Source organism: Massilia agilis, from assembly GCF_024756255.1.
Lineage (GTDB): Bacteria > Pseudomonadota > Gammaproteobacteria > Burkholderiales > Burkholderiaceae_D > Telluria > Telluria agilis.
Window position 1 is genome coordinate 175,259 of record NZ_JANUHB010000004.1, and the last position, 24,191, is coordinate 199,449.

At 66.8% G+C, this 24,191-nt stretch carries 25 protein-coding genes; 15 read left to right on the plus strand and 10 right to left on the minus strand.

Annotated features, from left to right (window positions below):
- Positions 1–54: 54 nt before the first annotated feature.
- The gene (locus NX774_RS17360; protein WP_258823517.1) at positions 55–912 is read right to left on the minus strand and encodes an HDOD domain-containing protein; all 858 of its coding nucleotides are present in this window, start codon (positions 910–912) and stop codon (positions 55–57) included.
- Between the two features lie 141 nt (positions 913–1,053).
- Here NX774_RS17360 and NX774_RS17365 point away from each other — a divergent pair, with 141 nt between their 5' ends.
- A complete protein-coding gene (locus NX774_RS17365) occupies positions 1,054–1,629 on the plus strand; it encodes a DNA-3-methyladenine glycosylase (RefSeq protein ID WP_258823518.1) in 576 nt (191 codons plus the stop codon).
- Here NX774_RS17365 and NX774_RS17370 read toward each other — a convergent pair.
- Together NX774_RS17370 and NX774_RS17375 are read right to left on the minus strand one after the other, a co-directional pair.
- Complete coding sequence (locus NX774_RS17370) at positions 1,626–3,314, minus strand: methyl-accepting chemotaxis protein (protein WP_258823519.1); 1,689 nt, start codon at positions 3,312–3,314, stop codon at positions 1,626–1,628. The genes NX774_RS17365 and NX774_RS17370 overlap by 4 nt on opposite strands.
- Before the next feature lie 58 nt (positions 3,315–3,372).
- A complete protein-coding gene (locus tag NX774_RS17375; protein ID WP_258823520.1) occupies positions 3,373–3,828 on the minus strand; it encodes a cache domain-containing protein in 456 nt (151 codons plus the stop codon).
- A 283-nt stretch (positions 3,829–4,111) separates the two neighbouring features.
- On the opposite strand from NX774_RS17375, the gene NX774_RS17380 reads away from it, so the two are divergent.
- From NX774_RS17380 to NX774_RS17390, 3 genes are read left to right on the plus strand one after another with little or no spacing between them, the layout of a single operon-like run.
- Positions 4,112–5,527 (plus strand): KamA family radical SAM protein, encoded by a 1,416-nt coding sequence (locus NX774_RS17380; protein ID WP_258823521.1) that lies wholly within the window; start codon positions 4,112–4,114, stop codon positions 5,525–5,527.
- 19 nt (positions 5,528–5,546) lie between these two features.
- Complete coding sequence (locus NX774_RS17385) at positions 5,547–6,848, plus strand: MFS transporter (RefSeq protein ID WP_258823522.1); 1,302 nt, start codon at positions 5,547–5,549, stop codon at positions 6,846–6,848.
- Positions 6,817–7,668, plus strand: coding sequence for a fumarylacetoacetate hydrolase family protein (locus NX774_RS17390; protein ID WP_258823523.1), 852 nt, complete (start codon positions 6,817–6,819; stop codon positions 7,666–7,668). The genes NX774_RS17385 and NX774_RS17390 overlap by 32 nt, the downstream gene beginning before the upstream one ends.
- 88 nt (positions 7,669–7,756) lie before the next feature.
- Here the strand turns inward: NX774_RS17390 and NX774_RS17395 are convergent, their stop codons facing one another.
- Entirely contained in the window at positions 7,757–9,085 is a 1,329-nt protein-coding gene (locus tag NX774_RS17395) for an aspartate aminotransferase family protein (RefSeq protein WP_258823524.1), read from the minus strand.
- A 127-nt stretch (positions 9,086–9,212) separates the two neighbouring features.
- Between NX774_RS17395 and NX774_RS17400 the strand changes: the two genes are divergently transcribed.
- Positions 9,213–9,767, plus strand: a complete 555-nt coding sequence (locus tag NX774_RS17400; protein ID WP_258823525.1) for a carboxymuconolactone decarboxylase family protein — start codon at positions 9,213–9,215, stop codon at positions 9,765–9,767.
- Between the two features lie 88 nt (positions 9,768–9,855).
- Here the strand turns inward: NX774_RS17400 and NX774_RS17405 are convergent, their stop codons facing one another.
- The 3 genes from NX774_RS17405 to yjgA are packed head-to-tail and all read right to left on the minus strand — an operon-like array spanning position 9,856 to position 11,722.
- The gene (locus tag NX774_RS17405; RefSeq protein WP_258823526.1) at positions 9,856–10,524 is read right to left on the minus strand and encodes an alpha/beta hydrolase; all 669 of its coding nucleotides are present in this window, start codon (positions 10,522–10,524) and stop codon (positions 9,856–9,858) included.
- Between the two features lie 3 nt (positions 10,525–10,527).
- Positions 10,528–11,145 (minus strand): molybdopterin adenylyltransferase, encoded by a 618-nt coding sequence (mog, locus tag NX774_RS17410; protein WP_258823527.1) that lies wholly within the window; start codon positions 11,143–11,145, stop codon positions 10,528–10,530.
- Positions 11,129–11,722, minus strand: a complete 594-nt coding sequence (gene yjgA, locus NX774_RS17415; RefSeq protein ID WP_258823528.1) for a ribosome biogenesis factor YjgA — start codon at positions 11,720–11,722, stop codon at positions 11,129–11,131. Before yjgA ends, mog begins: the two co-directional genes overlap by 17 nt.
- Positions 11,723–11,811: 89 nt before the next feature.
- Between yjgA and pmbA the strand changes: the two genes are divergently transcribed.
- From pmbA to NX774_RS17460, 9 genes are all read left to right on the plus strand, one after another.
- Positions 11,812–13,164, plus strand: coding sequence for a metalloprotease PmbA (gene pmbA / locus NX774_RS17420; RefSeq protein WP_258823529.1), 1,353 nt, complete (start codon positions 11,812–11,814; stop codon positions 13,162–13,164).
- A gap of 88 nt (positions 13,165–13,252) precedes the next feature.
- Entirely contained in the window at positions 13,253–14,254 is a 1,002-nt protein-coding gene (locus NX774_RS17425) for a DUF4214 domain-containing protein (protein WP_258823530.1), read from the plus strand.
- Between the two features lie 111 nt (positions 14,255–14,365).
- Complete coding sequence (locus NX774_RS17430; protein WP_258823531.1) at positions 14,366–15,352, plus strand: DUF4214 domain-containing protein; 987 nt, start codon at positions 14,366–14,368, stop codon at positions 15,350–15,352.
- 125 nt (positions 15,353–15,477) lie between these two features.
- Positions 15,478–16,485, plus strand: coding sequence for a DUF4214 domain-containing protein (locus NX774_RS17435; RefSeq protein WP_258823532.1), 1,008 nt, complete (start codon positions 15,478–15,480; stop codon positions 16,483–16,485).
- A 13-nt stretch (positions 16,486–16,498) separates the two neighbouring features.
- On the plus strand, positions 16,499–17,497 hold the full coding sequence (locus NX774_RS17440; protein WP_258823533.1) for a DUF4214 domain-containing protein: 999 nt from the start codon (positions 16,499–16,501) through the stop codon (positions 17,495–17,497).
- 146 nt (positions 17,498–17,643) lie between these two features.
- Positions 17,644–18,027 (plus strand): ArsR/SmtB family transcription factor, encoded by a 384-nt coding sequence (locus tag NX774_RS17445; RefSeq protein WP_258823534.1) that lies wholly within the window; start codon positions 17,644–17,646, stop codon positions 18,025–18,027.
- On the plus strand, positions 18,024–18,218 hold the full coding sequence (locus tag NX774_RS17450; RefSeq protein WP_258823535.1) for a YgaP family membrane protein: 195 nt from the start codon (positions 18,024–18,026) through the stop codon (positions 18,216–18,218). The genes NX774_RS17445 and NX774_RS17450 overlap by 4 nt, the downstream gene beginning before the upstream one ends.
- Before the next feature lie 3 nt (positions 18,219–18,221).
- Positions 18,222–18,575 (plus strand): carboxymuconolactone decarboxylase family protein, encoded by a 354-nt coding sequence (locus NX774_RS17455; RefSeq protein WP_258823536.1) that lies wholly within the window; start codon positions 18,222–18,224, stop codon positions 18,573–18,575.
- Between the two features lie 133 nt (positions 18,576–18,708).
- Positions 18,709–20,736 (plus strand): c-type cytochrome, encoded by a 2,028-nt coding sequence (locus NX774_RS17460; protein ID WP_258823537.1) that lies wholly within the window; start codon positions 18,709–18,711, stop codon positions 20,734–20,736.
- 50 nt (positions 20,737–20,786) lie between these two features.
- Here NX774_RS17460 and NX774_RS17465 read toward each other — a convergent pair whose 3' ends face one another.
- Positions 20,787–21,662, minus strand: coding sequence for a DUF6544 family protein (locus tag NX774_RS17465; protein WP_258823538.1), 876 nt, complete (start codon positions 21,660–21,662; stop codon positions 20,787–20,789).
- Positions 21,663–21,672: 10 nt separating this feature from the next.
- Complete coding sequence (locus NX774_RS17470) at positions 21,673–22,806, minus strand: M14 family metallopeptidase (RefSeq protein WP_258823539.1); 1,134 nt, start codon at positions 22,804–22,806, stop codon at positions 21,673–21,675.
- A gap of 153 nt (positions 22,807–22,959) precedes the next feature.
- Here NX774_RS17470 and NX774_RS17475 point away from each other — a divergent pair, with 153 nt between their 5' ends.
- The gene (locus tag NX774_RS17475) at positions 22,960–23,214 is read left to right on the plus strand and encodes a DUF2442 domain-containing protein (RefSeq protein WP_258823540.1); all 255 of its coding nucleotides are present in this window, start codon (positions 22,960–22,962) and stop codon (positions 23,212–23,214) included.
- On the opposite strand, the gene paaX is transcribed toward NX774_RS17475, so the two are convergent.
- Positions 23,211–24,143, minus strand: coding sequence for a phenylacetic acid degradation operon negative regulatory protein PaaX (gene paaX, locus NX774_RS17480; protein ID WP_258823541.1), 933 nt, complete (start codon positions 24,141–24,143; stop codon positions 23,211–23,213). The two genes, NX774_RS17475 and paaX, sit on opposite strands and share 4 nt — an antisense overlap.
- Positions 24,144–24,191: the final 48 nt, after the last annotated feature.

The window sequence follows — 24,191 nt, forward strand, 5'->3', positions numbered from 1 at the left end:
CCCTCCCTCGCTCCATCGAACCAGTATCTTCCGACGTGGACGGCATGTCAAAGGTCAGGCGTCGTCGTGCAGCGCCTCGTGCAGCGCGTCGAGCAGGTCGCCGGTTTCGTCGTCCGACAGGCCAAGGTAGGCGCAGGCGCGCGCGCCGCCCTTGTTCCATTCCGGGCAGTCGCCGTCGCCCTGGTATTTGCGGATTGCGCGCTCTGCCAGCAGCGACAGCGCCACCAGCGAGCGCACCGAATCGGGCGTGGCAGCATCGTCGAGCACCGCATGGTCGTGGTGGTGCAGGATGGCCCACCCGACGTCGGCCGACAGGCCCCAGTTGCGCGCCAACAGGCAGCCCACGGCCGCGTGGTTGGCGTGGTGACGCTCGTCCTCGAGCGCGGTGAACGCGCGCGCCTCGTCCAGCGCCGCCGCGCCGTAAGTGGCGGCATAGCCGGGAAAACGATCCATCATCAGCGGCACGCCGGTGTCGCAGAACAGCCCAAAGGTGTGCGCCACATCGGTTTCGCCTATGCGCAGGCGGCGCGACAGGTAGACCATGGCGTGCGCGCGGCGGGTCGAGATGTCCCAGAACGTGGCCAGTGCGGCGCTGTCGGCAGTGATCGCCTGGCGCGCCAGCAGCCCGGTCATCAGGGACGCCACCTGGTTAATCCCGAGGAACAGGATCGCCTGCTCGACCGACTTGGCCTTGCGCTTGCCGCCGTAGAACGAGGAATTGGCCAGCTTGAGCAGCGCCGCGGCCATGCCCACGTCGCGCGCCGCAATGCGCGCGATCGCCTCGGGCGAGGGCTCGTGCGCGGCCAGCTCGCGCTGCAGGTCCGCCAGCAGGCTCGGACGGGGAGGAATGCGGATCGACTTGATCAGGGCGTCGACCGAATCTGCGGGGGCGTGGGCTGCTAGGTTGCTCATCAAGGCGATTCCATTGGTTTCCGCAAAGAAACGCGGAACCGCCACTATAAACCAGAGCGCAATGCGTTGCAGCAAAACCATCAAAACTGTGGCGAAACGGACAGCGCGACCTCGTCCGCGGGGGCGTTATAGAATCGCGGCATGCTCAAAGCCCTGCTTGCCGGAATCGATTTCGAGGAACCGTCCCACCTGGTCGCGCGCCAGCTGATCGGCGTGACGCTGCTGGTCGATGGCGTGGGCGGGCGCATCGTCGAAACCGAGGCCTACGACCGCGAGGACCCGGCCTCGCACGCCTATTCCGGCCCGACCGAGCGCAACGCGGCCATGTTCGGGCCGCCGGCGCACGCCTACGTGTACCGATCGTACGGAATCCACTGGTGCCTGAACTTCGTCTGCCGCGAGGAGGGTCACGGGGCCGGGGTGCTGATCCGCGCGCTCGAACCCGTGGCCGGCATCGCCGCGATGCGGGCGCGGCGCCACACCGACAACGACTACCTGCTGTGCTCCGGCCCCGGCAAGCTGTGCCAGGCGCTGGGCGTGACGCGGGAACTGAACGGCAGCTCGCTGTGGAAGCCGCCGTTCGAACTGCTGCCCGCGCCGGCCGGGATCGAGGTCATCACCGGTCCGCGCATCGGCATCTCCAAGGCGATGGAGGTGCCCTGGCGCTTCGGGCTGGCCGGCTCGCGCTACGTGAGCCGGCCGTTTCCGCGGCGCTAGCCGCGCTTGCGGCTGCGGGCCGGGTCGGGCAGGGCGCGCCGGCCGCCAGCGCGCATCGGGCTGTCCGGCGCGCGGCGCTCGTACCGCGGCTCGCGGAACTCGCTTTCCGGCTCGGCTGCGGGCGGCGCAGCTGCCGGGGCGCCGTCGATCTTGAAGATCGCCACCGCCTCGGACAAATTGACCGACTGCTCGTGCAGGCTTTCGGCCGCCGCCGCGGCCTGTTCGACCAGCGCCGCGTTCTGCTGGGTCATGTCGTCCATCTGCCCGACCGCCCGGTTGACTTCGGCAATGCCGTCGGCCTGCTCGGTGCTGGCCGCGCTGATGCGCTCGATGATCTCGTTGACCTGCCGGACCGAGGCGACGATGTTGCCCATGCTGGCGCCGGCCTGGTTGACCGAGTCGCTGCCGCTGTCGATCACCGCCACTGAGCTGGCGATCAGCGCCTTGATCTCCTTGGCTGCCGCGGCCGAGCGCTGCGCCAGCGTGCGCACCTCGGCCGCCACCACCGCAAAGCCGCGCCCCTGCTCGCCGGCGCGCGCCGCTTCCACTGCCGCGTTCAATGCCAGGATGTTGGTCTGGAACGAGATCCCGTCGATCACGCCGATGATCTCGACGATCTTGCGCGAGCTGGCCTTGATCGACTCCATGGTCTTGACCGCGCGGTTGACCGCATCGCCGCCATCGGAAGCCAGCCGCGCCGCCTCGGCCGCCAGCTCGGTGGCCTGGCGCGCGTTGGTGGCGTTGTCCTTGACCGCCGTGGTCAGCGTCTGCATGGCGCTGGCGGTCTGCTGCAGCGAGCCGGCCTGCATCTCGGTGCGGGTGGACAGGTCCAGGTTGCCGGTGGCGATCTCGCGCGAGGCGGTGTCGATCGACGCCACCGAGCACAGGATCTTGCGCAGCGCCGCGTTCAGGTTGGCGATGGTGTGGTCGAGCGCGCGCGAGGTGTCGGCGATCTCGTCGCGGCCCTCGTTGCGGCGGCACGCGACCAGCCGCCCTTCGGCCAGCTCGGCCACCACGTCGGCAATGGCGCGGATATCGCCCAGCATGGCGCGCCGCACCAGCATCGTGACCACCAGCGACAGCGCGATCGACAGCAGCACCAGCACCGCCATCGTCACGCCCAGCGAGCGGAACTCGGCGCGCGCGCTGGCGTAAGCCGTTTCGCTGAGCGTCTTTTCCAGCGCCGACAGCTGGGCCAGCTGGCCGTTGAGGGTGACGAATTGCGCCTCCGCCTTCTGCATCGAGTTCGCAGCGATCGACACGTCCACCTGGGCCATCTCGATGGTCTCGGCCACGCTCTTGCGGTAGGACGCCAGCGCGCGCGCCGAGGCATCGACCAGCTTGCGCTCGTCCACGCTGGAGACCTTGGCCAGCGCGTCGAGCTGGGCGCCGATGGCGGCGTGCTTCTGGTTGATCGTGGCCACCAGCGCGTCGAGCCGGTTCTTGGCGAAGCTGCCGTTCACCCAGGCCAGCAGCTGGTAGATGTTGGCGTGCGCGCCCTTGGCCTCGCCGGCGACGTCGGCCGCGCTCTTCAGGTGGGCGGCGCGCACCTGCACCATGTTCTCGAGCGAGGCGTTCTGGCGCACCATGCCGTAATACGACGCCCCCGACAGCAGGGTCAGCAGCAACAGGACCAGGCCCGGCGCCAGCAGCAGCTTGGGGCCGATTCGCAGTTTCTTCAACATGCTTGCCTCCCGGCGAAAACGAAAAAGGGCGGCAGCACGCCGCCCGCGTACCAGTCGATCACTTCTTGTACAGGCCGGCCTCCAGCACGAAATCGTCCACCTTCAGGATGTAGGTGGTCTTCGGCTCGATCTTGCCCGAGACCGGGTTCTTGTACATGTAGTCGACCCAGCCCTTGCCCTTGGCGGCGGCCAGTTCGATGATCTCGCGGCGGTATTTCTTGCCGTTGGCGTCCGGCACGTCGGTCAGGTCCTTGCCCACGATCGACGGGTTGTGCGGGTGCGCCAGCACGATGCCGGTCTTGATGTCGCGCATATCGATGTACAGCGAGCCCTGCGAAAAATCCGGATCCTTGGCCGAGATCTTCTTCATCAGCTCTTCCTTGCCGTGGGCCTTGAAGAACGCGGCGCCGCGCTCGGCCATGGCGATCGCGTCTTTATCGGTCGGTTCGTTGGCCAGGGCGCCGGCGCAGGCAAGGCTCAGGCACAGGGCGGTGGCGGTGGCGGTCAGCTTCATGGTGAACATCCTTTCGCAAAATTCCAATGGGGGTCTGGTGTTGCCTAGATGCATTCACGACTGTACGCGTCCTGCCATAGCGCAATTTGCGCAGGCGCAATCAGCAAGCGCCGAAGTTGCGGTCCGGCACGCATGAAGTTTGTGCCGTACGGAAATCTTCCTTTGAATCAATTGATTCGCGGCAATTCGATACGCATAGCCCGGGCCTACCATGAAATTCCCGTTCGGCAATTCTTGTTGCCAAGAATGCCGCCCCACCATCTTTCCTTATCAGGAGAATGCCGTGACCCAGCCCGATGCCGCCGCGCCCGCCAAGTTCAAACCGTACACGCGCCAGACCATCGTCAACGCGCGCCAGTGGCAATGGATGAGCCCCGAACTGCAGGAGGCCGTGCAGGTGGTATCGCACGTGCTGCCGTTTCGCACCAACGAGTACGTGATGGACCAGCTGATCGACTGGAGCAACATCCCGGATGACCCGATCTACCGCCTGACCTTCCCGCACCGCGACATGCTGCCCGCCGCCGAGTACGAACAGCTGCGCGACCTGGTGCTGCACAAGAAGGACGAGGGCGCGATCAACGCGCTGGTGCACCGGATCCGCATGCGCATGAACCCGCACCCGGCCGGCCAGCTGACCCACAACGTGCCGCGCGTGAACGATGCGCCGCTGCGCGGCCTGCAGCACAAGTACAAGGAGACCGTGCTGTTCTTCCCGAGCTCGGGCCAGACCTGCCACGCCTACTGCACCTTCTGCTTCCGCTGGCCGCAGTTCGTGGGCATGGACGACCTCAAGTTCGACGCGCGCGAGTGCAGCGAACTGGTTCAGTACCTGAAGACGCACCCCGACGTGACCGACGTCCTGATCACCGGCGGCGACCCGATGATCATGAATACCCGCTCGCTCACCGAGTTCATCGAGCCGCTGCTCGCGCCCGAGCTGGCGCACATCCAGAACATCCGCATCGGCACCAAGTCGGTGGCCTACTGGCCGCAGCGCTACGTGTCGGACAAGGACGCCGACGACCTGCTGCGCCTGTTCGAGAAGGTGGTCGCCAGCGGCAAGAACATGGCCATCATGGGGCACTACAACCACGCGGTCGAGCTCAGGAGCCGGGTCGCCCAGCAGGCCGTCAAGCGCATCGTCGGCACCGGCGCCACGCTGCGCATGCAGGGCCCCCTGATCCGCCACATCAACGAGGACCCGGACAGCTGGGCCGAGCTGTGGACCACCGGCGTGCGCCTGGGCGCGATCCCGTACTACATGTTCGTCGAGCGCGACACCGGTCCGCGCGACTACTTCGCGCTGCCGCTGGCGCGCGCGCACGAGGTGTTCCAGCAGGCCTACCAGCAGGTCTCGGGCCTGGCGCGCACCGTGCGCGGGCCGTCGATGAGCGCGTTCCCGGGCAAGGTGGTGATCGACGGCGTGGTCCAGGTCAATGGCGAAAAGCTGTTCGCGCTGCAGTTCCTCCAAGCGCGCAACCCGGACTGGGTGAGGAAGCCCTTCTTCGCCAGGTACGACCCGCAGGCCACCTGGCTCGACCACCTCAAGCCGGCCTTCGGGCGCCAGAAATTCTTCTTCGAGGAAGAGGGCGGCAAGGCCGACTTCCACCTCCCGGCCGGGCGCGTGATCCCGATCGCGAGCACGCCGCGCCAGCACAACCAGCGCGCCAGCGACACCCAGCCCACCGCCGCCTGAACGCTCGCGAAAGGTCCCCATGGACTCGCCCACCCAGCCGCCACGCCTGACCGGCGCGGCGGTTTTTTTCTGCGTGTTCCTGCCGTTCGCGCTCGGGCACTACCTGTCCTGCCTGATGCGCAACGTGAACGCGGTGCTGGCCCCGTGGCTGGTCGATTCGCTGCGCCTGACGCCCGGCCAACTGGGGCTGCTCACGAGTGCACTGTTCTTCTCGTTCGCGCTGGTGCAGCTGCCGGTCGGGATCGCGCTCGACCGCTACGGCCCGCGCCGGGTGCAGCCGGCACTCATGCTGCTGGCCGCGCTGGGGGTGCTGCTGTTCGCGGCCGGCCGCAGCTTCGGCGACCTGGTGCTGGCGCGCTTCATCATGGGCCTGGGCCTGGGCGGCTGCTTCATGTCGGCCATGAAGGCGATCGCCACCTGGATCTCGGCCGAGAAGCTCCCGTCGATCAACGGCTACCTGATCGCCGCCGGCGGCCTTGGCGCGGCCACCGGCACCACGCCGGTGCGGCTCGCGCTGCAGTTCACCGACTGGCGCCACCTGTTCCTGCTGCTGGGCGGCTTCATCGCCTGCGCCGGGCTGCTGATCCTGCTGCTGTACCCGAAGGCCGAGCTGCCCGCCAAACGCAGCCCGCCGACCCTGCGCTCGCTGCTCGAGGTTTACCGCCATCCCGCGTTCGGCGAGGTCGCCTCGCTGGTGCTGGTGCCGCACATGGTGTTCTTCGGCATCCAGGGCCTGTGGATCGGGCGCTGGCTGTCCGATGCCGCGCGCTTTTCCGACAGCGCGGTGGCCTGGCTGCTCTACCTCGGCATGGCGGCCGTGATTTTTGGCGCCATCGGCACCGGCATGATCACCGAATGGGCCGCGCGCCGCGGCATCAAGCCGCTCGACGTGGCTGCCTGCGGCGTGGCGCTCTTCGTGCTGGTGCAGGCAGTCCCGATTTTCAACTACGCGCCCAGCTTCCAGCTCGTGTCCACGCTGTTCACGCTGGTCGGCTCGATCACCGGGATCGAGTACACCATCGTTGCCGCGGCCATGCCGCGCGAACTGACCGGGCGCGCTTCGACCTGCCTGAACCTGCTCATCTTTATCGGCGCGTTCCTGGTGCAGGCAGGCTTCGGGCAGATCATCGGCGCCTGGCAGCCCGGCCCGCTGGGCCACTATCCGGCCACCGCCTACCGGGTCGCGTTCGGCGTGCTGGTGCTGGTCCAGCTGCCCGGCCTGGTGCGCTACTTCCTTCGACGCCGTCCGGTACAATGCGAGGCTGTTTTGCTCGCAACGAAGGAAGAATATGAGATTGGTACGTTACGGTCGTCCCGGTAAGGAAAAACCAGGGCTGTTCGACGAAGAAGGACGGCTGCGCGACCTGTCCGGCGTGATTGCGGACATCGATGCATCCGTCCTGTCGGACCGCGCGCTGCGCAAGATCGCCAAGATCGACTACAAGACGCTGCCGCTGGTACGCGGCGAGCGCCGTTTCGGCGTACCGGTCAAGGGCTCCGGCAAATTCATCGGCATCGGCATGAACTACGCCGACCACGCCGCAGAAACCGGCGCACCGGTGCCGAAGGAACCCATCTTCTTCATGAAGGCGATCACCTGCCTGTCCGGCCCGGACGACCCGATCGTGCTGCCCAAGGGCTCAAAGAAGACCGACTGGGAAGTGGAGCTGGGCGTGGTCATCGGCACGCGCGCGCAGTACGTGGACGAGGCCGACGCGCTCAAGTACGTGGCCGGCTACTGCGTAGTCAACGACGTGTCCGAGCGCGAGTTCCAGTTCGAGCGCGGCTCGCAGTGGGACAAGGGCAAGGGCTGCGACACCTTCGGCCCGGTCGGTCCCTTCCTGGTAACCAGGGACGAGATCTTCGATGTGCAGGACCTGGACCTGTACCTGGAGCTGAACGGCAAGCGCATGCAGACCGGGAACACGAAGAACATGGTGTTCACGGTGGCGCAGATCGTCAGCTACGTATCGCGCTTCATGACGCTCGAGCCGGGCGACATCATCTGCACCGGCACCCCGCCGGGCGTGGGCCTGGGCCGCACGCCGCAGCGCTTCCTGAAAAAGGGCGACAAGCTGCGCCTGGGGATCGCCGGCCTGGGCGAGCAGCAGCAGGAAGTGGTGGCCTACCCCAAAGCGTAAATTCACGTAGGGTGGGCACTTGTGCCCACGCGGGGATACGCACCACGTGCAACCGCGTGGGCTCGAGAGCCCACCCTACCGTCTACGCTCACTTCAACCGCAGCGCCGCATCCACCGACTCGGCCAGCCTGCCCACGATCTCCGCCAGGTCCCCGGTGGAGGCAATGAACGGCGGCGCGATCAGCACATGGTCGCCGCGCCGCCCGTCGATCGTCCCCCCCATCGGATACACCATCAGCCCGCGCGTCATGGCCTCGGCCTTGATCTTGGCGTGCAGCTTGCGCGACGCCGGGAACGGGTTCCTGGTCGGGCGGTCGTGCACCAGCTCGATCGCCATGAACAGCCCGCGCCCGCGGATGTCGCCCACATGCGGGTGGTTGCCGAACGCCTCGCCCAGCATGCGCCGCAGGCTCGATCCGCGCTTGACCACTTGCGCGAGCAGGTTGTCGCGCTCGATCACCTGCTGCACCGCCAGCGCGGCGGCGCACGCCACCGGGTGCCCGATGTAGGTATGCCCGTGCAGGAAGGCGCCGCTGCCGTGGCGTAGCCGCTCCACGATCGCGCCCTGTGCCAGCACCGCGCCGATCGGCTGGTAGCCCGCGCCCAGCCCCTTGGCCACGGTGATGAGGTCCGGCGCCACTTCGTCCTGCTCGATCGCGAACATGGTGCCGGTGCGGCCCATGCCGCACATGACCTCGTCCGCGATGAACAGGATCCCGTACTGGTCGCACAGCTTGCGCACGCCCCGAAAATAGCCCGGCGTGGGCGGGATCGCCCCGCCGGTCGCGCCTACCACCGGCTCGGCGCAAAAGCCGATCACCTTTTCCGGCCCGGTGAGGCGGATCGCGTCCTCCAGCTCGTCCAGCAGCGCCTGGGTGTACTCCTCGACCGTCTGGTCCTCGCCGCGCCCGCGGTACTCGTAGCAGGGCGACACGCGCGGCACCTCCATCAGGAGCGGCGCGAACGGCTTCCTGCGCCACTCGTTGCCGCCGACGGCCAGCGCGCCCAGCGTGTTCCCGTGGTAGCTCTGGCGGCGCGAGATGAACATGGTGCGCTGTTCCTCGCCCGCCTCCACAAAGTACTGGCGCGCCAGCTTGAGCGCGGTCTCCATCGCCTCCGAGCCGCCGGACACGAAGTACACCTGGCTGATGCCCTGCGGCGCCTTCGATACCAGCGTGTCCGCCAGCGCCTCGGCCACCTCGGTGGTGAAGAACGAGGTGTGCGCGTAGGCGCAGTGGTCGATCTGGCGGTGCATGGCCGCCAGCACGTCCGGGTGCCCGTGCCCCAGCGACGAGACGGCCGCGCCGCCGCTCGCGTCGATGTAGGTATTGCCCTCGGTGTCGCGGATGAAGATGCCCTTGGCGCTGACCGCCACCGGCGGAACCTGGCGCAAGCTGCGGTGGATGATGTGGCTCATTGCTCGTCCCTCCCGGTTCAGGTTGACGATTGACAATAAGCTTGAACACCACCGTTTCTTTTGATTTTTGCTGGAAGCTGTGCGAATATTTTTCCGCCCAGACACTTGGCGCTCCGCGCCCCGAACCATGACTGACCGGCTAGGCCCGATCCCCCCGGAGCAAATGAGCGACGCCCAGCGCGCCGCGGCGCAGGCCATCATCGCAGGCCCGCGCGGCGCCGTGTACGGCCCCTTCATCCCGCTCTTGCGCAGCCCCGAACTGATGGAGTATGCGCAGCGCATGGGTGAGTACCTGCGCTACCGCAGCGCGATCGGCGTGCGCCTGTCGGAGCTCGCGATCCTGGTGACCGCGCGCGCATGGAACCAGCAGGTCGAGTGGGCGATCCACGCGCCGATCGCCGCGCAGGTGGGCATTCCTCCGGGCGTCATCGGCGCCATCGCGCGGCGCGAACGGCCGCAGGGCATGCTGGTGGACGAGGCGGTGGTGTACGACTTTTGCGTGGAGCTGCACCGCGACAAGCAGGTGTCCGACCACACGTACGGCGAAGCGCTGGCGCTGTTCGGCGAGCAGGGCGTGGTGGACCTGATGGGACTGAACGGCTACTACACCTTCCTGGCAATGGTGATGAACACGGCGCGCACGGCCGTGCCGCCGTCCACCATGCCGCCAATGCCGGAATAACCTGCATCCCAAGCCAGCGTCGTCCCGGCGAAGGCCGGGACCCATGCTGAGCAGGCGCCGCCTGGACGCGTGACCCTACCCGTTAATCTCAGGCCAGGACTTTACGCAGCCACGCGTTGATGTCCCGTACCTCTTCGATGCACAGCGAGTGCTGCATCATGTATTCGTGCCACTCGACCTGGTAGCCCAGCGCCTTGAGCGCCTCGCGCGACTGCTCGGCGCGCATGAACGGCACCACCGGGTCCTGGCGGCCGTGCGCCATGAAGATCCGCGTGGCCAGGCTTTCCGGCGTGCGCTCGGCCGCCGCCTTGTCCGCCAGCGGCAGGTAACCGGACAGGCACAGCATGCCGGCCAGCGTCTCCGGATGGCGCAGGCCCGTCTGCAGCGTCATCGCGCAGCCCTGCGAAAAGCCGGCCAGCACGATTTTCGACGCCGGCACGCCACGTTCCTTCTCGCGCGCGATCAGCGCCTCGACGTCGCGCTGCGACGCGCGCAGCCCGTTTTCGTCCTCGCGCCGCGTCAGTTCCGCGCCGGTGATGTCGTACCAGGCACGCATCACGTAGCCGCCGTTGATCGTGACCGGCATCGTCTTCGCATGCGGGAACACGAAGCGGATCGCCGGCAGCCCGGTGTAGTCGAGCTCTTGCACCAGCGGCACGAAGTCGTTGCCGTCGGCGCCCAGGCCGTGCATCCAGATGATCGATGCCTGCGGCTCGGGGCCGGTGTCGATCTGGATGTGTTCGAGTAGCTGGGTCATGGATTACTCCTTGGGCTGCGAGGGACGCTGCGCGTTCTTGGGACGCCACGCGGCCGTCACGGCGGGATTGGTTTCGATGTAGGGGCCTTTGATCAGGTCGATGCAGTAGGGGATGGCCGCAAAGATGCCGTTCACCACCACCTTGCCCTGTTCGTCCTTGAGCCCCTCGAGCGTTTCCTTGATCGACTTGGGCTGGCCCGGCAGATTCATGATGAGCGCCGCATGGTCCGGCGTTTCGCGGATCACGGCCACCTGGCGCGACAGGATCGCGGTGGGCACGAAGCGCAGGCTGATCTGGCGCATCTGCTCGCCGAAGCCCGGCATCTCCTTGGTGCCCACAGCCAGCGTCGCCTCGGGTGTCACGTCGCGCCGCGCGGGGCCGGTGCCGCCGGTAGTCAGCACCAGGTGGCAGCGCTGCACGTCCACCAGCTCGGTGAGCGTGGCTTCGATCTGCGCGCGCTCGTCCGCGATCAGGCGCGACTCGATGCGGTACGGCGTGCTCAAGGCCGACGCCAGCCAGTCCGTCAGGGCAGGGATGCCCTTGTCCTCGTACACGCCGCCGCTGGCGCGGTCCGAGACCGACACCAGCCCGACCACCAGCTCGTTATTCGTCGGATTCATCCTCGCCTGGCTCCTCGTCGTCGGTGGCCGCGCCCTGCGTCTTGCCCAGCTCCTTCAGGATCTGGAAGATCTCGCGGTAGGCCTTGGGCGGCTTGTTCTCGGCCTGCTCCTTGCGGGCGTTGCGGATCAGCGTGCGCAGGTGCTGCACGTCCAGTTCCGGATGCTCGGCCAACAGTTCGGTGAGCGCCTTGTCGTCGGCCAGCAGCTTGTCGCGGCGGCGCTCGAGCGCGTGCAGCGCAGCCGCCTCGGCCTTGGAGGTGCCCTTCCAGCTGTCGATGGTGCGCTGGATCACCGCCACCTCTTCCTCGTCCAGCGTACGCATCATCTTGCCCACGTACTGCAGCTGGCGGCGGCGGCCTTCATGGTTGGTGATGGTCTGGCACATCAGGATGGCATCGCGCACCTCTTCCGGCATGGGCACCCGCTTGACGCGGTCGCGCGGCTCGGCGACGAGCTGCTCGCCGAGCTTTTGCAGCTCGGTCATCTGCCGCTTCATGGCGGACTTGGAGGGGCGGTCGTATTCCTGTTCGAACTCGTTGGACTGGAAGCCGCATGAGCCGCGATTTGGGTTTGGCATGATGGAGATCCGATTGGCGCGCGGCCGATCAGTAAAAACAATAAACGGCTGCTATGATAACTGTTTTAAAGCCCGCTACGAAAACACACATGAACGAGTCCGTCTTCACCTACTCCCAAGATCAGCTCAAGCAACTGGCCCAGGACATGCTGGGTTATGCCCGGGAACAGGGCGCCAGCAATGCCCAGGTCGAGGTCAGCGAGGGCGGCGGGCTCGCGGTCACGGTGCGCAAGGGCCAGGTCGAGACCATCGAAAAGAACAAGGACAAGGGCATCGGCGTCACCGTCTATTGCGGCAAGCGCCGCGGCCACGCCAACACGTCCGATTTCGCGCCCGAGTCGCTGCGCGCGACCGTCGAAGCGGCCTACAACATCGCTCGCTTCACCGCCGAGGACCCGTGCGCCGGCCTGCCCGACGCCGAGCTGCTCGAGATGAACCCGCGCGACCTGCGCCTGTGCTACCCGTGGATGATTCCGGCCGAAGAGGCGGTGGACATCGCCCGCCGCTGCGAGGATGCCGCGTTCGCGGTCGATCCGCGCGTGACCAACAGCGAGGGCGCCAGCGTGTACGTGCAGCAGACCCATTTCGTCTCGGCCAACTCGCTGGGCTTTTGCGCCGGCTACCCGTTCTCGCGCCACACCATCTCGGTCGCGCCGATCGCGGGCAAGGGCTCGAAGATGCAGCGCGACGACTGGTACACCAGCGCGCGTGATCCTAAAAAGCTGGTCGACCCCGAAAAGGTGGGCCGCTACGCCGCCGAGCGCGCGCTGGCGCGCCTGAACGCCCGCAAGCTCGACACCCGCACCTGCCCGGTGCTGTTCGAGGCGCCGCTGGCCGCCGGCCTGCTCGGCGCCTTCGTGCAGGCCACCTCCGGCGGTGCGCTGTACCGCAAGTCGAGCTTCCTTCTCGATGCGCTGGGCCAGCAGGTCTTCCCCGGCCACGTGCAGGTGGTCGAGGACCCGCACCTGGTCGGCGGCATGGGCTCGTCCCCGTTCGACGAGGAAGGCGTGCGCACCGTCGCGCGCAAGGTGGTCAGCGACGGCGTGCTGCAGGGCTATTTCCTGTCGTCCTACTCGGCGCGCAAGCTGGGCATGCAAACCACCGGCAATGCCGGCGGTTCGCACAACCTCGAGATCGTGTCGAAGGACACCAAACTGGCCGACGATTTCGACGGCATGCTGCGCAAGATGGGCACGGGCCTCCTGGTCACCGAGCTGATGGGACAGGGCGTGAACTACGTCACCGGCGATTATTCGCGCGGCGCCTCCGGCTACTGGGTCGAGAACGGCGTGATCCAGTACCCGGTCGAGGAAATCACCATCGCCGGCAACATGAAGGACATGTTCCGCGACATCGTCGGCATCGGCAATGACGTGCTCACGCGTGGCAACAAGTCGACCGGCTCGATCCTGATCGAGAAAATGGTGGTGGCGGGGAGCTGAAGCAGGGGCAAGCACGACACGCGGAAAGTTTGACGTTGCAAATTTACAATGATATTTTTGCAATTCTTTCACTTTCCGGGTGTTCGCGATGGCCAACCTCACGCTCTTTTCCGCCTTCGACTTTGGCGCCGACCAGAGCTGGAACTGGTACGTCACGCAAGGTACGGCGGGCCTGATCACCATCGAGAGCGGCATCCAGAAGCAAACCCTGTCGGGCAGCTTCACCTACCCGACCCCGTTGACCTATGCCGGCACCATTTCGGCCACCTCCTACTTCAACAATAACGCCGAGGTCTATCGCATCACCGGGCTGGCGCACGACATCATCACCCTTTCCATCAAGGCGGTGCTCAATGCCGATGCGCAGGCAACCTATGCATACCTGCTCTCCGGCAACGACACGATCACCGGCAGCGCGGGCAACGACGGCCTCATCGGCTACGCGGGCAACGACACCATCCGGGCCGGCGCCGGCAACGACAATCTCGCCGGCCTGTCAGGCAACGACCAGATCGATGGCGGCCTTGGGCTGGACAGCGTGCTGTTCGTCGGTGCGCGCGCCAACTTCAGCGTGGCGCGCACCGACGCCGGTTTCACGGTGACCGACAAGACCGGGGCGGAGGGCACGGACACCCTGGTCAACGTCGAGCGCATCATCTTCAGCGATTTGGTCGGCAACCTGTCGGGCTTGGCGCTGGACGTTGGCGCCGATGGCCTGGGCGGCAAGGCCTACCGGCTGTACCAGGCCGCGTTCAACCGCACGCCGGATACGCCCGGCCTCAGTTTCTGGATGCACTCGCTCGACCAGGGAGCCAGCCTGGTGTCGATCGCGCAAGGTTTCATCCAGTCGAAGGAATACCAGGACACCTATGCACCTGGCTTGTCCAGCCGCGATCTCGTGTCCAAGTATTACCAGAACATCTTGCACCGCGCGCCCGAGCAAGGCGGGCTCGATTTCTGGTCCGGCGCCCTCGACGGCAAGGCGGCCAGCATGGCCGAGGTGCTGGCCGGGATCAGCGAAAGCAAGGAAAACATCGACGGCACCGCCGCGGTGATCGGCAACGGTTTCGAGTACCTGCCCTGGGGTTGACGCGACGGGCGAGCTCAACAGTGCGCGCCCGTTTTCCGCGTTGTTCCATACTGTCCAGCGACATGCGCCGGTGTGCCGGCGCGCCCCGCCCACGACGACAGGTGAAACAGCATGGCTACCTTCCGCCTTTCCAACGCAGTCGATTTCACGTCCGCCCAGCCGTGGTACTGGACGGCGACCAGGGTCACGTCCTCCACGCTGACCTTCGAGTCCGGTGTGCGCAAGCTCGTGTTCACGGGCTCTTTTGCGCTCGACAGCCACAATGACGTGACCGGCACCGTGACCGGCGCCAGCCTGTCCGCCGGCCCGGCCGACCTGTGGCAGGCCAGCGGCCTGTCGCTCGATGCCGCGGCGCTGGTGAAGGCCGTGGACGACGACGACAATCCGCAGGCCTTCGTCCAGATGCTGTTCGGCGCGGACGACATCGTGTACGGCGGCGACGGCAACGACGTGCTGCAGGGCTACGCCGGCAACGACACGCTGGTTGCCGGCCCGGGCGACGACACCATCGTCGATGGCCCCGGCAACGACACGGTCGATGGCGGCTCGGGCATGGACACGGTCCGCTACGCCGGCAAGCTGGCCGACTACCGCATCGACAACAGCGGCAGCCTGGTCACCGTCACCGCGCTGGCGGGCGGCGCCACGGACAAGCTCATCAATGTCGAGCGGATCGTGTTCGACGACACGGTCGCCGCGCCGGTGGAGGTGCACGGCATCAGCGGCATGGTCTTTCGCCTGTACCGGGCAGTGTTCGACCGCGAGCCCGACCTGGCAGGCCTGGACTACTGGAAGGGCCGCATGGAGCAGGGCGTGAGCCTGGAAGCCGTGGCCGGTGCGTTCTCCATGTCGGGCGAGTACCAGAAGATGTACGGCAGCGGCTTGTCCAGCCACGAACTGGTGGCCAGGTACTACCAGAACATCCTGCACCGCGCGCCCGACCCGGCGGGGCTGGATTTCTGGTCCGGCGCACTCGACCACCACGCCGCCTCCGCCGCACAGGTGCTGGCCTCGATCAGCGAGAGCCGCGAGAACGTGGACCTGAGCGTGACCCTGATCGGAAACGGCTTCCTGAGCATGCCCCCGGCCGGGCTCTAGCGCCGCGCCTGTCGTCGCCATGCCTGCATTCGATACGATTTGCAGACAATTTCCGGACAACCGCTTGTAGATACCCCTTGTTACCGATGCTATCCTGACTTTTCGTCAAATCGCAGGAGAGCATGATGGCAAAGCTGGACATTCTGGGACCCTATGTGGACCTGATGGGCGCTACCGCAGCCCAATGGACGGTCGTTACCGCCGCGTCGGACCACGTCGTGTACACCAGCCAGTTCCTGGACCTGGCCATCTACGGAAACTTCACCATCGGTGCCGGCGGCCAGGTGTCGGGCACCACGACGGGCGTGAACGTGTACTCGAGGGGCTTCAACGGCGCCCAGGTGCTGCGCGCGACCGATCTTTCCGTTGACGCGGCCAAGCTGGTGGACGTGATCCAGGGCGCCAAATACGATGCCGACGTGTATGCCTTCCTGTTCAGCGGCGACGACACCATCACCGGCTCCACCTTGCACGGCGCAATCCAGGGTTTCGGCGGCAACGACACCATCCGTGCCGGCGCCGGCGACGACCGCATCGGCGCCAGCGCGGGCAATGACAGCGTGGATGGCGGCGCCGGCTTCGACGTCGCGGTGTTCCAGGGCGTGTTCGCGAACTACAAGGTCGAGCGCACCGCGAGCGGCTACACGATCACCGACCTCAAGGGCAACGGTGGCACCGACACGCTGACCAACGTCGAACGCGCCTGGTTCAACGACAAGAGCGTCGCACTCGTCACGCCGGACAGCACGGGCGGCCAGCTGGTGCGGCTGTACCAGGCGGCGCTGGGCCGCCTGCCGGACGAGCCGGGGCTGACCTACTGGCAGGCGCAGGTCGAGGGCCATGGCGTCAAGCTGGAAGCGCTGGCCGGCTCGTTCATCCAATCGGCCGAATACCAGCAGCTGTATGGCTCGGTCCAGTCCAACCGCGACCTGGTGGCCAAGTATTACGAGCACATCCTGCACCGGGCGCCCGAGCAGGGCGGCCTGGACTTCTGGGCTGGCGTCCTCGACGGCCACAAGGCGACCAACGCCCAGGTGCTCGCCGCCATCAGCGAGAGCCCGGAAAACGTGGCCCTCAGCGTGCAGCTGATCGGCAATGGGCTGGTGTTCGACGCGCCGGTCATCACTTACTAATGCGGAGAATCCCATGGCAAACCTGACGCTTTCGAATCCCTTCCTCTCGTTCGACGCCCTGCCTGACTGGAACTGGGCGCCGGCCGCCGCCACCTCGACCAGCATCACCTACACCAACGGCGCGCAAAAAATCGTCCTGACCGGCGAGTTCGTGGTCACGGCCGACACGATGCCAAGCGGCAGGGTCACCGAGGTCAGCTTCCTGCAGGCCAGCACCGAGGTGTTCAAGGTCACCGGGCTGGAGCTCTCCGCTGCCATGCTGACCAACCTGATCGACAACGTGACCGATTCGCGCCAGACCTTTGCCTATCTGCTGGGCGGCAACGACACCATCAAGGGCACCAACTACAACGACCAGCTGTACGGCTACGCCGGCGACGACACGATCCAGGCTGGCATGGGCAATGACATCATCATCGGCGGGCCCGGCAACGACACGATCGACGGCGGCATCGAGATCGACACGGTGCGCTACACCGGCGCGATCGCCGACTACAAGATCGAGCGCACCACCGGCGGCGTCTCGGTCACGGACCTGAAAGGCGATTCCGGCACCGACACGCTGGTGAACGTCGAGCGCGTCCAGTTCGGCGACAAGATTTTCCTGCCGGTGGACGTGACCGGCGCCAGCGGCCAGCTGTTCCGGCTGTACCAGGCTGCGCTCGACCGCAAGCCCGATGCGGACGGCATGAACTACTGGGAGGCGCAGATGGAGCGGGGCTTGTACAAGGTCGAAAACATCGCGCAGGAGTTCATCAAGTCGGCCGAATACCAGAAGCTGTATGGCAGCGGGCTCACCAATGCCGAGCTGGTGGGCAAGTACTACGAGCACATCCTGCACCGCACCGGCGAAAAGGCCGGCATCGATTTCTGGGCCGGCGTGCTCGACAGCCACGCGGCGACCAACGCCCAGGTGCTGGCCGCGATCAGCGACAGCCCCGAGAACGTGCAGCAGAGCGTGGCCCTGATCGGCACCGGCCTGGTGGTGGATATCCCGGTCATCACCATCTGACGCGGTCCCCGCAGCAAAGCAAACGCCCCGGCCCGCCCGGGGCGTTTGCTTTTTGGCCCCCATTTTCTTAGCCTGGGTTAAGGTTTTCTATGTGAGTATTTGATTAAATACGCATATAGTTAAATGGTTGAGCTGGGGGAACAGGCATGGGACAGCTGTCGAGGGAAGCGCTGGAGCACGTCGCCGACTATTTCAAGGCGCTGGCCGAGCCAACCCGCCTGCAGATCCTGAGCATGCTGCAGCAGGAAGAGCTCAGCGTGGGCGACCTGGCCGAGCGCTGCGGCTGCACCTCCGCCAACATCTCGCGCCACCTGGCCGTGCTCAGCGCCCATCACCTGGTCGCCCGCACCGCGCGCGGCACCAGCGCCTTCTACCGCATCGCCGACCCGGCGGTGCACGCCTTGTGCGACCTGGTCTGCGGCAGTATCGCGCGCCGGTTCGACCACGCCTCGCGCGCCAGCCAGTCGTTTATCCAGCCGGCAGAGGGCCGGCGCCCGCAATCTCGTTCACTGAAAGGGGAAAAACAATGAAAACAAATGTTGGTGGTATCGATCGCGCACTGCGCATCGTCGTGGGCCTGGGATTGGTGGGCGCCACGCTGGCCGGCGCCATCGGCGCCTGGGGATGGCTCGGCCTGGCCGTTGCGGCAACCGGCGTGATCGGCTTCTGCCCGGCCTACCTGCCGTTCGGCTTTCGTAGCTGCAGCACCAGGAAGGAGTAAGACATGGCCGCGATTCCGAATTACCAGGAGCTGACCCGGGAGGTGTCGAAGAACCTCGCCACCTTGCGCACCGACCTGCCGGACGTGATGAAGGGCTTTAACGACCTGGCGCGCGCTGCCACCGCAGCCGGCGAGCTGGACGAGAAGACCAAGGAGCTGATCGCGCTGGCGCTGGGCGTGGCCGTGCGCTGTGATGCTTGCCTGGGTTTTCACACCAAGGCGCTGGTGCGCCTGGGCGCTACCTTGCGCGAAGTGGAAGAAACCCTCGCGATGGCGGTGTACATGGGCGGCGGTCCGTCGCTGATGTATTCGGCTAACGCGATCGCAGCATTCAAGGAGTTCAGCACGCCGGCCTGATCTGGCGCCTTGCCCCTGCACTGCTGCCGGGCGACAGCGGCAGTGGTGCGTCGATTTGCCTGTCGCATCCGTCGCACTGCCGTCCGGCCCCGCGCCATTCGATGCGCGACGGATTTCATCCGTAAGGAACGGTATGCGATTTCCCCACCTGTTTGCCGCGCTTGGCGCCGTGTTCCTGGCCCAGGCTCCCCATGCTTTTGCCCAGTCTGCGCTGGACGCCCAGCTGATCGAGCGTGGCCGTTACGTCGCCCGCCTGGGCGATTGCGTGGCCTGCCACACCGCCGCCGGCGGCAAGGCGATGGCCGGCGGCCTTGAACTGAAGACGCCGATGGGCGTCATCTACTCCACCAACATCACGCCCGACCGCGACACCGGCATCGGCAAATACACCTACGAGCAGTTCGACCGCGTGATGCGCAAGGGCGTGACGGCCGACGGTCACAACCTGTATCCGGCCATGCCTTATCCGTCCTATGCCAGGATGAGCAAGGACGACATGGCCGCGCTCTACACCTACCTGCAACGCGGAGTGCAGCCGGTGCGCCAGCCCAACCGCCCGTCGGCCATGCGCTGGCCGTACAGCATGCGCTGGGGCATGTCGCTCTGGAATGGCGTCTTCCTGGACGACAAGCCGTTCCGCCCGAATCCGTCGCGTGACACCAACTGGAACCGTGGCGCCTACCTGGTGCAGTCGCTCGGCCACTGCGGCGCCTGCCACACGCCGCGCGGCATCGCGTTCCAGGAAAAGGCCATGGACGACACCGGTTCGAACGGCTCGGCCTTCCTCGCCGGCGAGACCGTGGAGGGATGGCGCGCGCTGAGCCTGCGCAACCTGTGGTCGGTGCAGGACACGGTCGAACTGCTCAGGACCGGCCAGAACCGCTTTGCCACCGTGTCGGGCAACATGGCGGACGTGATCCACCACAGTACCCAGTACTTCAGCGACGCCGACCTGGTGGCGATTGCCACCTACCTGAAATCGCTGCCGCCGGCCAAGGGCGAATTGCCGATGCCGTCCACACCGCGCGCACCGGCTGCGCCGCCGGCCACGCTGTACACGACCCGCGGCGGCCTTGGCTATGCCCAGTTCTGCATCGATTGCCACCGCCACGACGGCGGCGGCGTGCCGGGCGTGTTCCCGGCGCTCGCCGGCAACCAGAGCGTGACCAGCGCCGATCCCGCCACCCTGCTGCACATCACGCTGACCGGCTGGAAGACGGTGCAGACATCGGCCCACCCGCGGGTGTACACGATGCCCGGCTTTGCCCGGCTGGCCGACAGCGAGATCGCCGATATCCTGAGCTTCGTGCGCCAAAGCTGGGGCAACAAGGCCGGCCCGGTCCAGGCATCGGCAGTGGCCAAGGCGCGCGCCGCGCTGAACCCGGCCACCACCGACTCGAGCAAGTTCGATACCCCGCGCATGGCCAACATGCTGGATGCGCCCAACTCGGCCCAGCTGGTGCGCGGCATGCAGCTGCACCTGAACACCAAGGCGCTGCTGCCGAAAAACGTGGGCAACCAGCTCAATTGCACCAGCTGCCACCTGAACGCCGGCACCGTGGCCGACGGCTCGCCGTTCGTCGGCGTCTCCGCCTTCTTCCCGAGCTACGCGCCGCGTGCCGGGCGCGAGATCACGCTCGAGGACCGCATCAACGGCTGCTTCCGGCGTTCGATGAACGGCAAGCCGCTGCCGGTCGATTCGGCCGACATGAAGGCGATGGTGGCCTACTTCGACTGGATGAAGCGCGAGACCAAGCCGGGCGACAAGGTGGCCGGGCGCGGCGTGGGCAAGATCGACCAGTCGATCAAGCCGAATGTCGACAATGGCCGCAAGGTCTATACGCAGCAGTGCGCGGTTTGCCACGGCAGCAATGGCGAAGGGCTCAAGCGCGCGGACGGGACGATGATCTATCCGCCGCTGTGGGGCGACCAGTCGTTCAACATCGGGGCGGGCATGGCGCGTACCTACACGGCTGCGGCCTTCGTCAAGCGCAATATGCCGGTCGGCTTCCACGAGAAGTTCCCGCTGGGGCAGGGCGGCCTGAGCGACCAGGAGGCGGTCGACGTGGCCGAGTATTTCTCGCACCAGCCGCGGCCGGACTTCCCGGACAAGGTGAAGGACTGGCCGAAGGACAAGAAGCCGGCTGACGCGCGCTACTGACCGTCAGCGCCCGGCCGGGCCGCCGCGTGCGGCCTGGCCGGGCAGCTTGTTTATTCGCCGGGCTGCATCGTGTAGCGCAGGCCGGTGACCTGGCCTTGCCACACGCACTGCCACTGGCCGGCGTCGTCGTACCAGCCCACCTCGGCGCGCGAAGGCACGCGCATGCCATCTTGCTCGATGTAGTCGAACACCCGGCCTTCCCAGCCGCGCTGCTGGTAGCCGCTGCCAAAGGTGCACCAGCGCGCCGGCGTGTAGACCGAGGTGACTTCCCCCATCGCGTTAAAGCGGAATTCCAGCGACACCGTCGTGCCGCGGTCAGTCAGGGTGGCCAGGGCCCGGTGCTCGTCGATCGGCGTCCAGGCCAGGTGCTCGCCAGGCAGCAGGGCGGACGGGTACCACACCCCTTCTGCCAGGTAGCGGTGCAGCGCGCCGGCATCGAGTTCGGGGCCGGGCGTGGCCGCGCCAACCCGTAGCGCCGACATCGCAAACAGCTCGCTGGCGCCGTGGCCAGCGGCGTATGCGTCCAGCACGCGCAGGTGGACCAGCGGCGCGACCTGCACGCGCGCGTTCCACACGAATCCGGGCGCCGCCGGGCGCACCAGATGGGTCGCGCTGAAAGTCATCCAGCGCTCTGTGTCCAGGCTGGCGCGCATGCTGCCTTCCTGCTGCAGTTGCGCGTCCAGGATCAGGGGCTGGCCGTCGGCCAGCACACGCCTGAAGTAGCGCTGCACCGGCCCGGGCAGCGCGTCCAGCTGTTCAAAGCGAACGCGCGCGGCAGGCGCAGGTGCTGCTGCGTCATGGCCGAGCAGGGCATCGCGCAGCGTGGCGCTGGCGCGCTGCTGGCGCTGGTGGCCCAGCCACGCCGCCACACCCAGCCCGGCGCCGGCCGCCGCCGCCCACAGCCATCCCTTGCGCGCGTTTGCCATCGGTTCGCGCTTACTTCAGCGAACGCACATGGTTCAGCACCGGCTGCAGCACCGCCGCGCCCAGGCGCGCGCTGCGGGCGCCGTCCCAGCCCACCTGCGGGTCGGGGTCGTTGGCGTTGTCCTTGAACGGCAGTTCGAGCGTGAGCGACAGGCAGCCAAAGCGGTGCGTGATGTGCGGCGAACCCATGGTCAGCGTCTCGTCGCTGAAGTTCCCTTTCGGGTAGCCGTGCTGGTCCTGGAAGTCGGGGCTAGCGATCATGAAGTCGTCCGAGAACTTCTTCTGCCATGCCGCCTGTTCGGCCGTGAAGTTCGGCAGCTCCTCGCTGCCGGCGATGAACACGTAGGGCAGGCCCTCGTCGCCGTGCACGTCCAGGCACATGTCCACGCCGGTTTCCTTCATCTTTTCGAGCACCAGGTAGACCTCGGGGCTGCGCTCCATGGTCGGGTTCATCCATTCGCGGTTCAGGTTCGCGCCCGCCGCGTTGGTGCGCAGGTTGCCGCGCACCGAGCCGTCCGGGTTCATGTTCGGCACCACATAGAACACCGTTTCGTTCAGCAGCTGGCGGCCGAACGGGTTGGCCGGGTCGAGCAGCGCGTCGAGCATGCCTTCGACGAACCATTCGGCCATCGTCTCGCCCGGGTGCTGGCGTGCGATCACCCACACCTTTTTCTTGTTCGCGGCCGGCTCGCCGATCACCAGCATGTTCAGGTCGCGGCCGTCGATGGTCGAGCCCAGGTCCAGCATGCGCACGTGCTCGGACATCTGCGCGCGGTCGAGCAGCTCAAGGTGGCGCTCCCACGAGTACGGCTCGAAATAGGCGTAGTACACGCTGTCCATGCCCGGGGTGTGCTCGATGGTCAGCACGCTGCCGTCGAAAGTGGTCGGCACGCGGAACCAGTTGATGCGGTCATAGCTCGCCATCGCCTGGTAGCCTTCCCACCCGGCCGGGTAGGCGGCCTTGCCGGCGTTGAGCAGGCGGATGGTGCAGGCTTCGCCCTGCGCGCCCTGCAGGCGGAAGTAGAACCACTGGATGATGTCCGCGTGCGAATCCTTGCGGATGTTCAGATCGATGGCGCTGGCGCTTGTGGCGTTCACGATCTCGATGGCGCCAGCATCGAACTGGCTGCTGATCTTGATGGGCATGGGTGTTCCCTGTTGTGGATGGCAGAAAGCCGAGATGATACCGTTTTTTCGCGCGCCCGAAACCGGGCTTTGTCCTGCGGCGGCTCAAACCGGGCCGGCCGCGATTTGTTAACTTGGAAGCTTTCCGCGCCACGTCATGGGGGAACGGCAAGCATGGCCATCTGTGTTACGCATCCAGAAGTCACCATCATCAACCGCCGCGGCATCTGGCTCGAGCTGCGTGGCGAGGAACTGTATTTGCCGTTCCTGGAGTTCCCCGAGTTCGAGCATGCCAGCATCGCGCAGGTGTGCCAGGTCGAGTGCCTGGGCGCGCGCCTGTACTGGCCGCTGCTGCACATCGACCTTCCCTTGCAGGCGCTGCGCAACCCGCTGGTCTCGCGCCGCAAGCGCGACGTGTTCAACTGCTAGCCGTCCTTGGGCAGGCCGCCAAAGCGTTCGTAGAACCCGGTGTCGGCGCCGGGCGCCTGCGGGTCTTCGCGCCGCAGCACTTCCAGTACGTGTTCCTCGGCCCGCGCAAAGGTGCGCAGGTAGATCGAACGCGCCAGCTCGTATGCCTGGGTGCCGGGCCACTGCGCGGGCAGCAGTTCCAGCGGCAGCATCGGGTCGTGCAGCTGCAGGCGGCGGTAGGCATGCACCAGCAGCGTGCGCACCATGAAGGCGGTTTGCGGCGCGATGTCGTCCCCTGGCAGCAGCGTCTCCAGCTGCGCGAAGGTGTCGATGAAATGGCGGTATTGCGCGGCCACGCCCGACAGGTCCCAGCCTTCCGCCACCAGCTCGGGCAGCGGCCGCGATGCCACGCCCGGCAGCTCGGTGGCGGTGCAGGCAAACAGCCGCCCTTCGGCGCCGTTGCGGCGCAGGATCTCGCCCAGGCTGGTGAGGTCCGGTGCCGGATGGGCCAGCACGCCGGCGGCGAGCATGGCAAAGCCATCCCACTGCAGTTCGCGGCGCAGCGCGCTGCGCTGGTCGGCGTCGAGCGAGCCGTTCGGCGTGAGCAGCAGCACCCAGCGGCCGTCCCAGTGCAGCCCCGGCTTGGAATAGATGCGGCGGTTGGCGCGCGCCACCCGCGGCAGCGCCTGCGGCGAGAGCAGGTAGCGGCTGCGCCGCCCCTCGCGGCTTGCGATCAGCCAGCCTTCGTTCACGAGGCGGAACACGCTGGTGCGTGTGAGCCGGTCGGTCACCGCCAGCGGCGCCACCAGCTCGATCAGGCTGCCCAGCCACACGGCCCCGCCGTGCGGCGCAATCGCGTCACCCAGCACGGTCATCACAAGGGATTTGGAACGGGGCGGTTCGGCGCTCAGGAAGCGGTCGATCCACGCGCTGCTGGTGGCAAGATTCATGGTGGCGGGGGCGGCCTGTGGGGGCTCAATATGATTCAAAATTCCGCT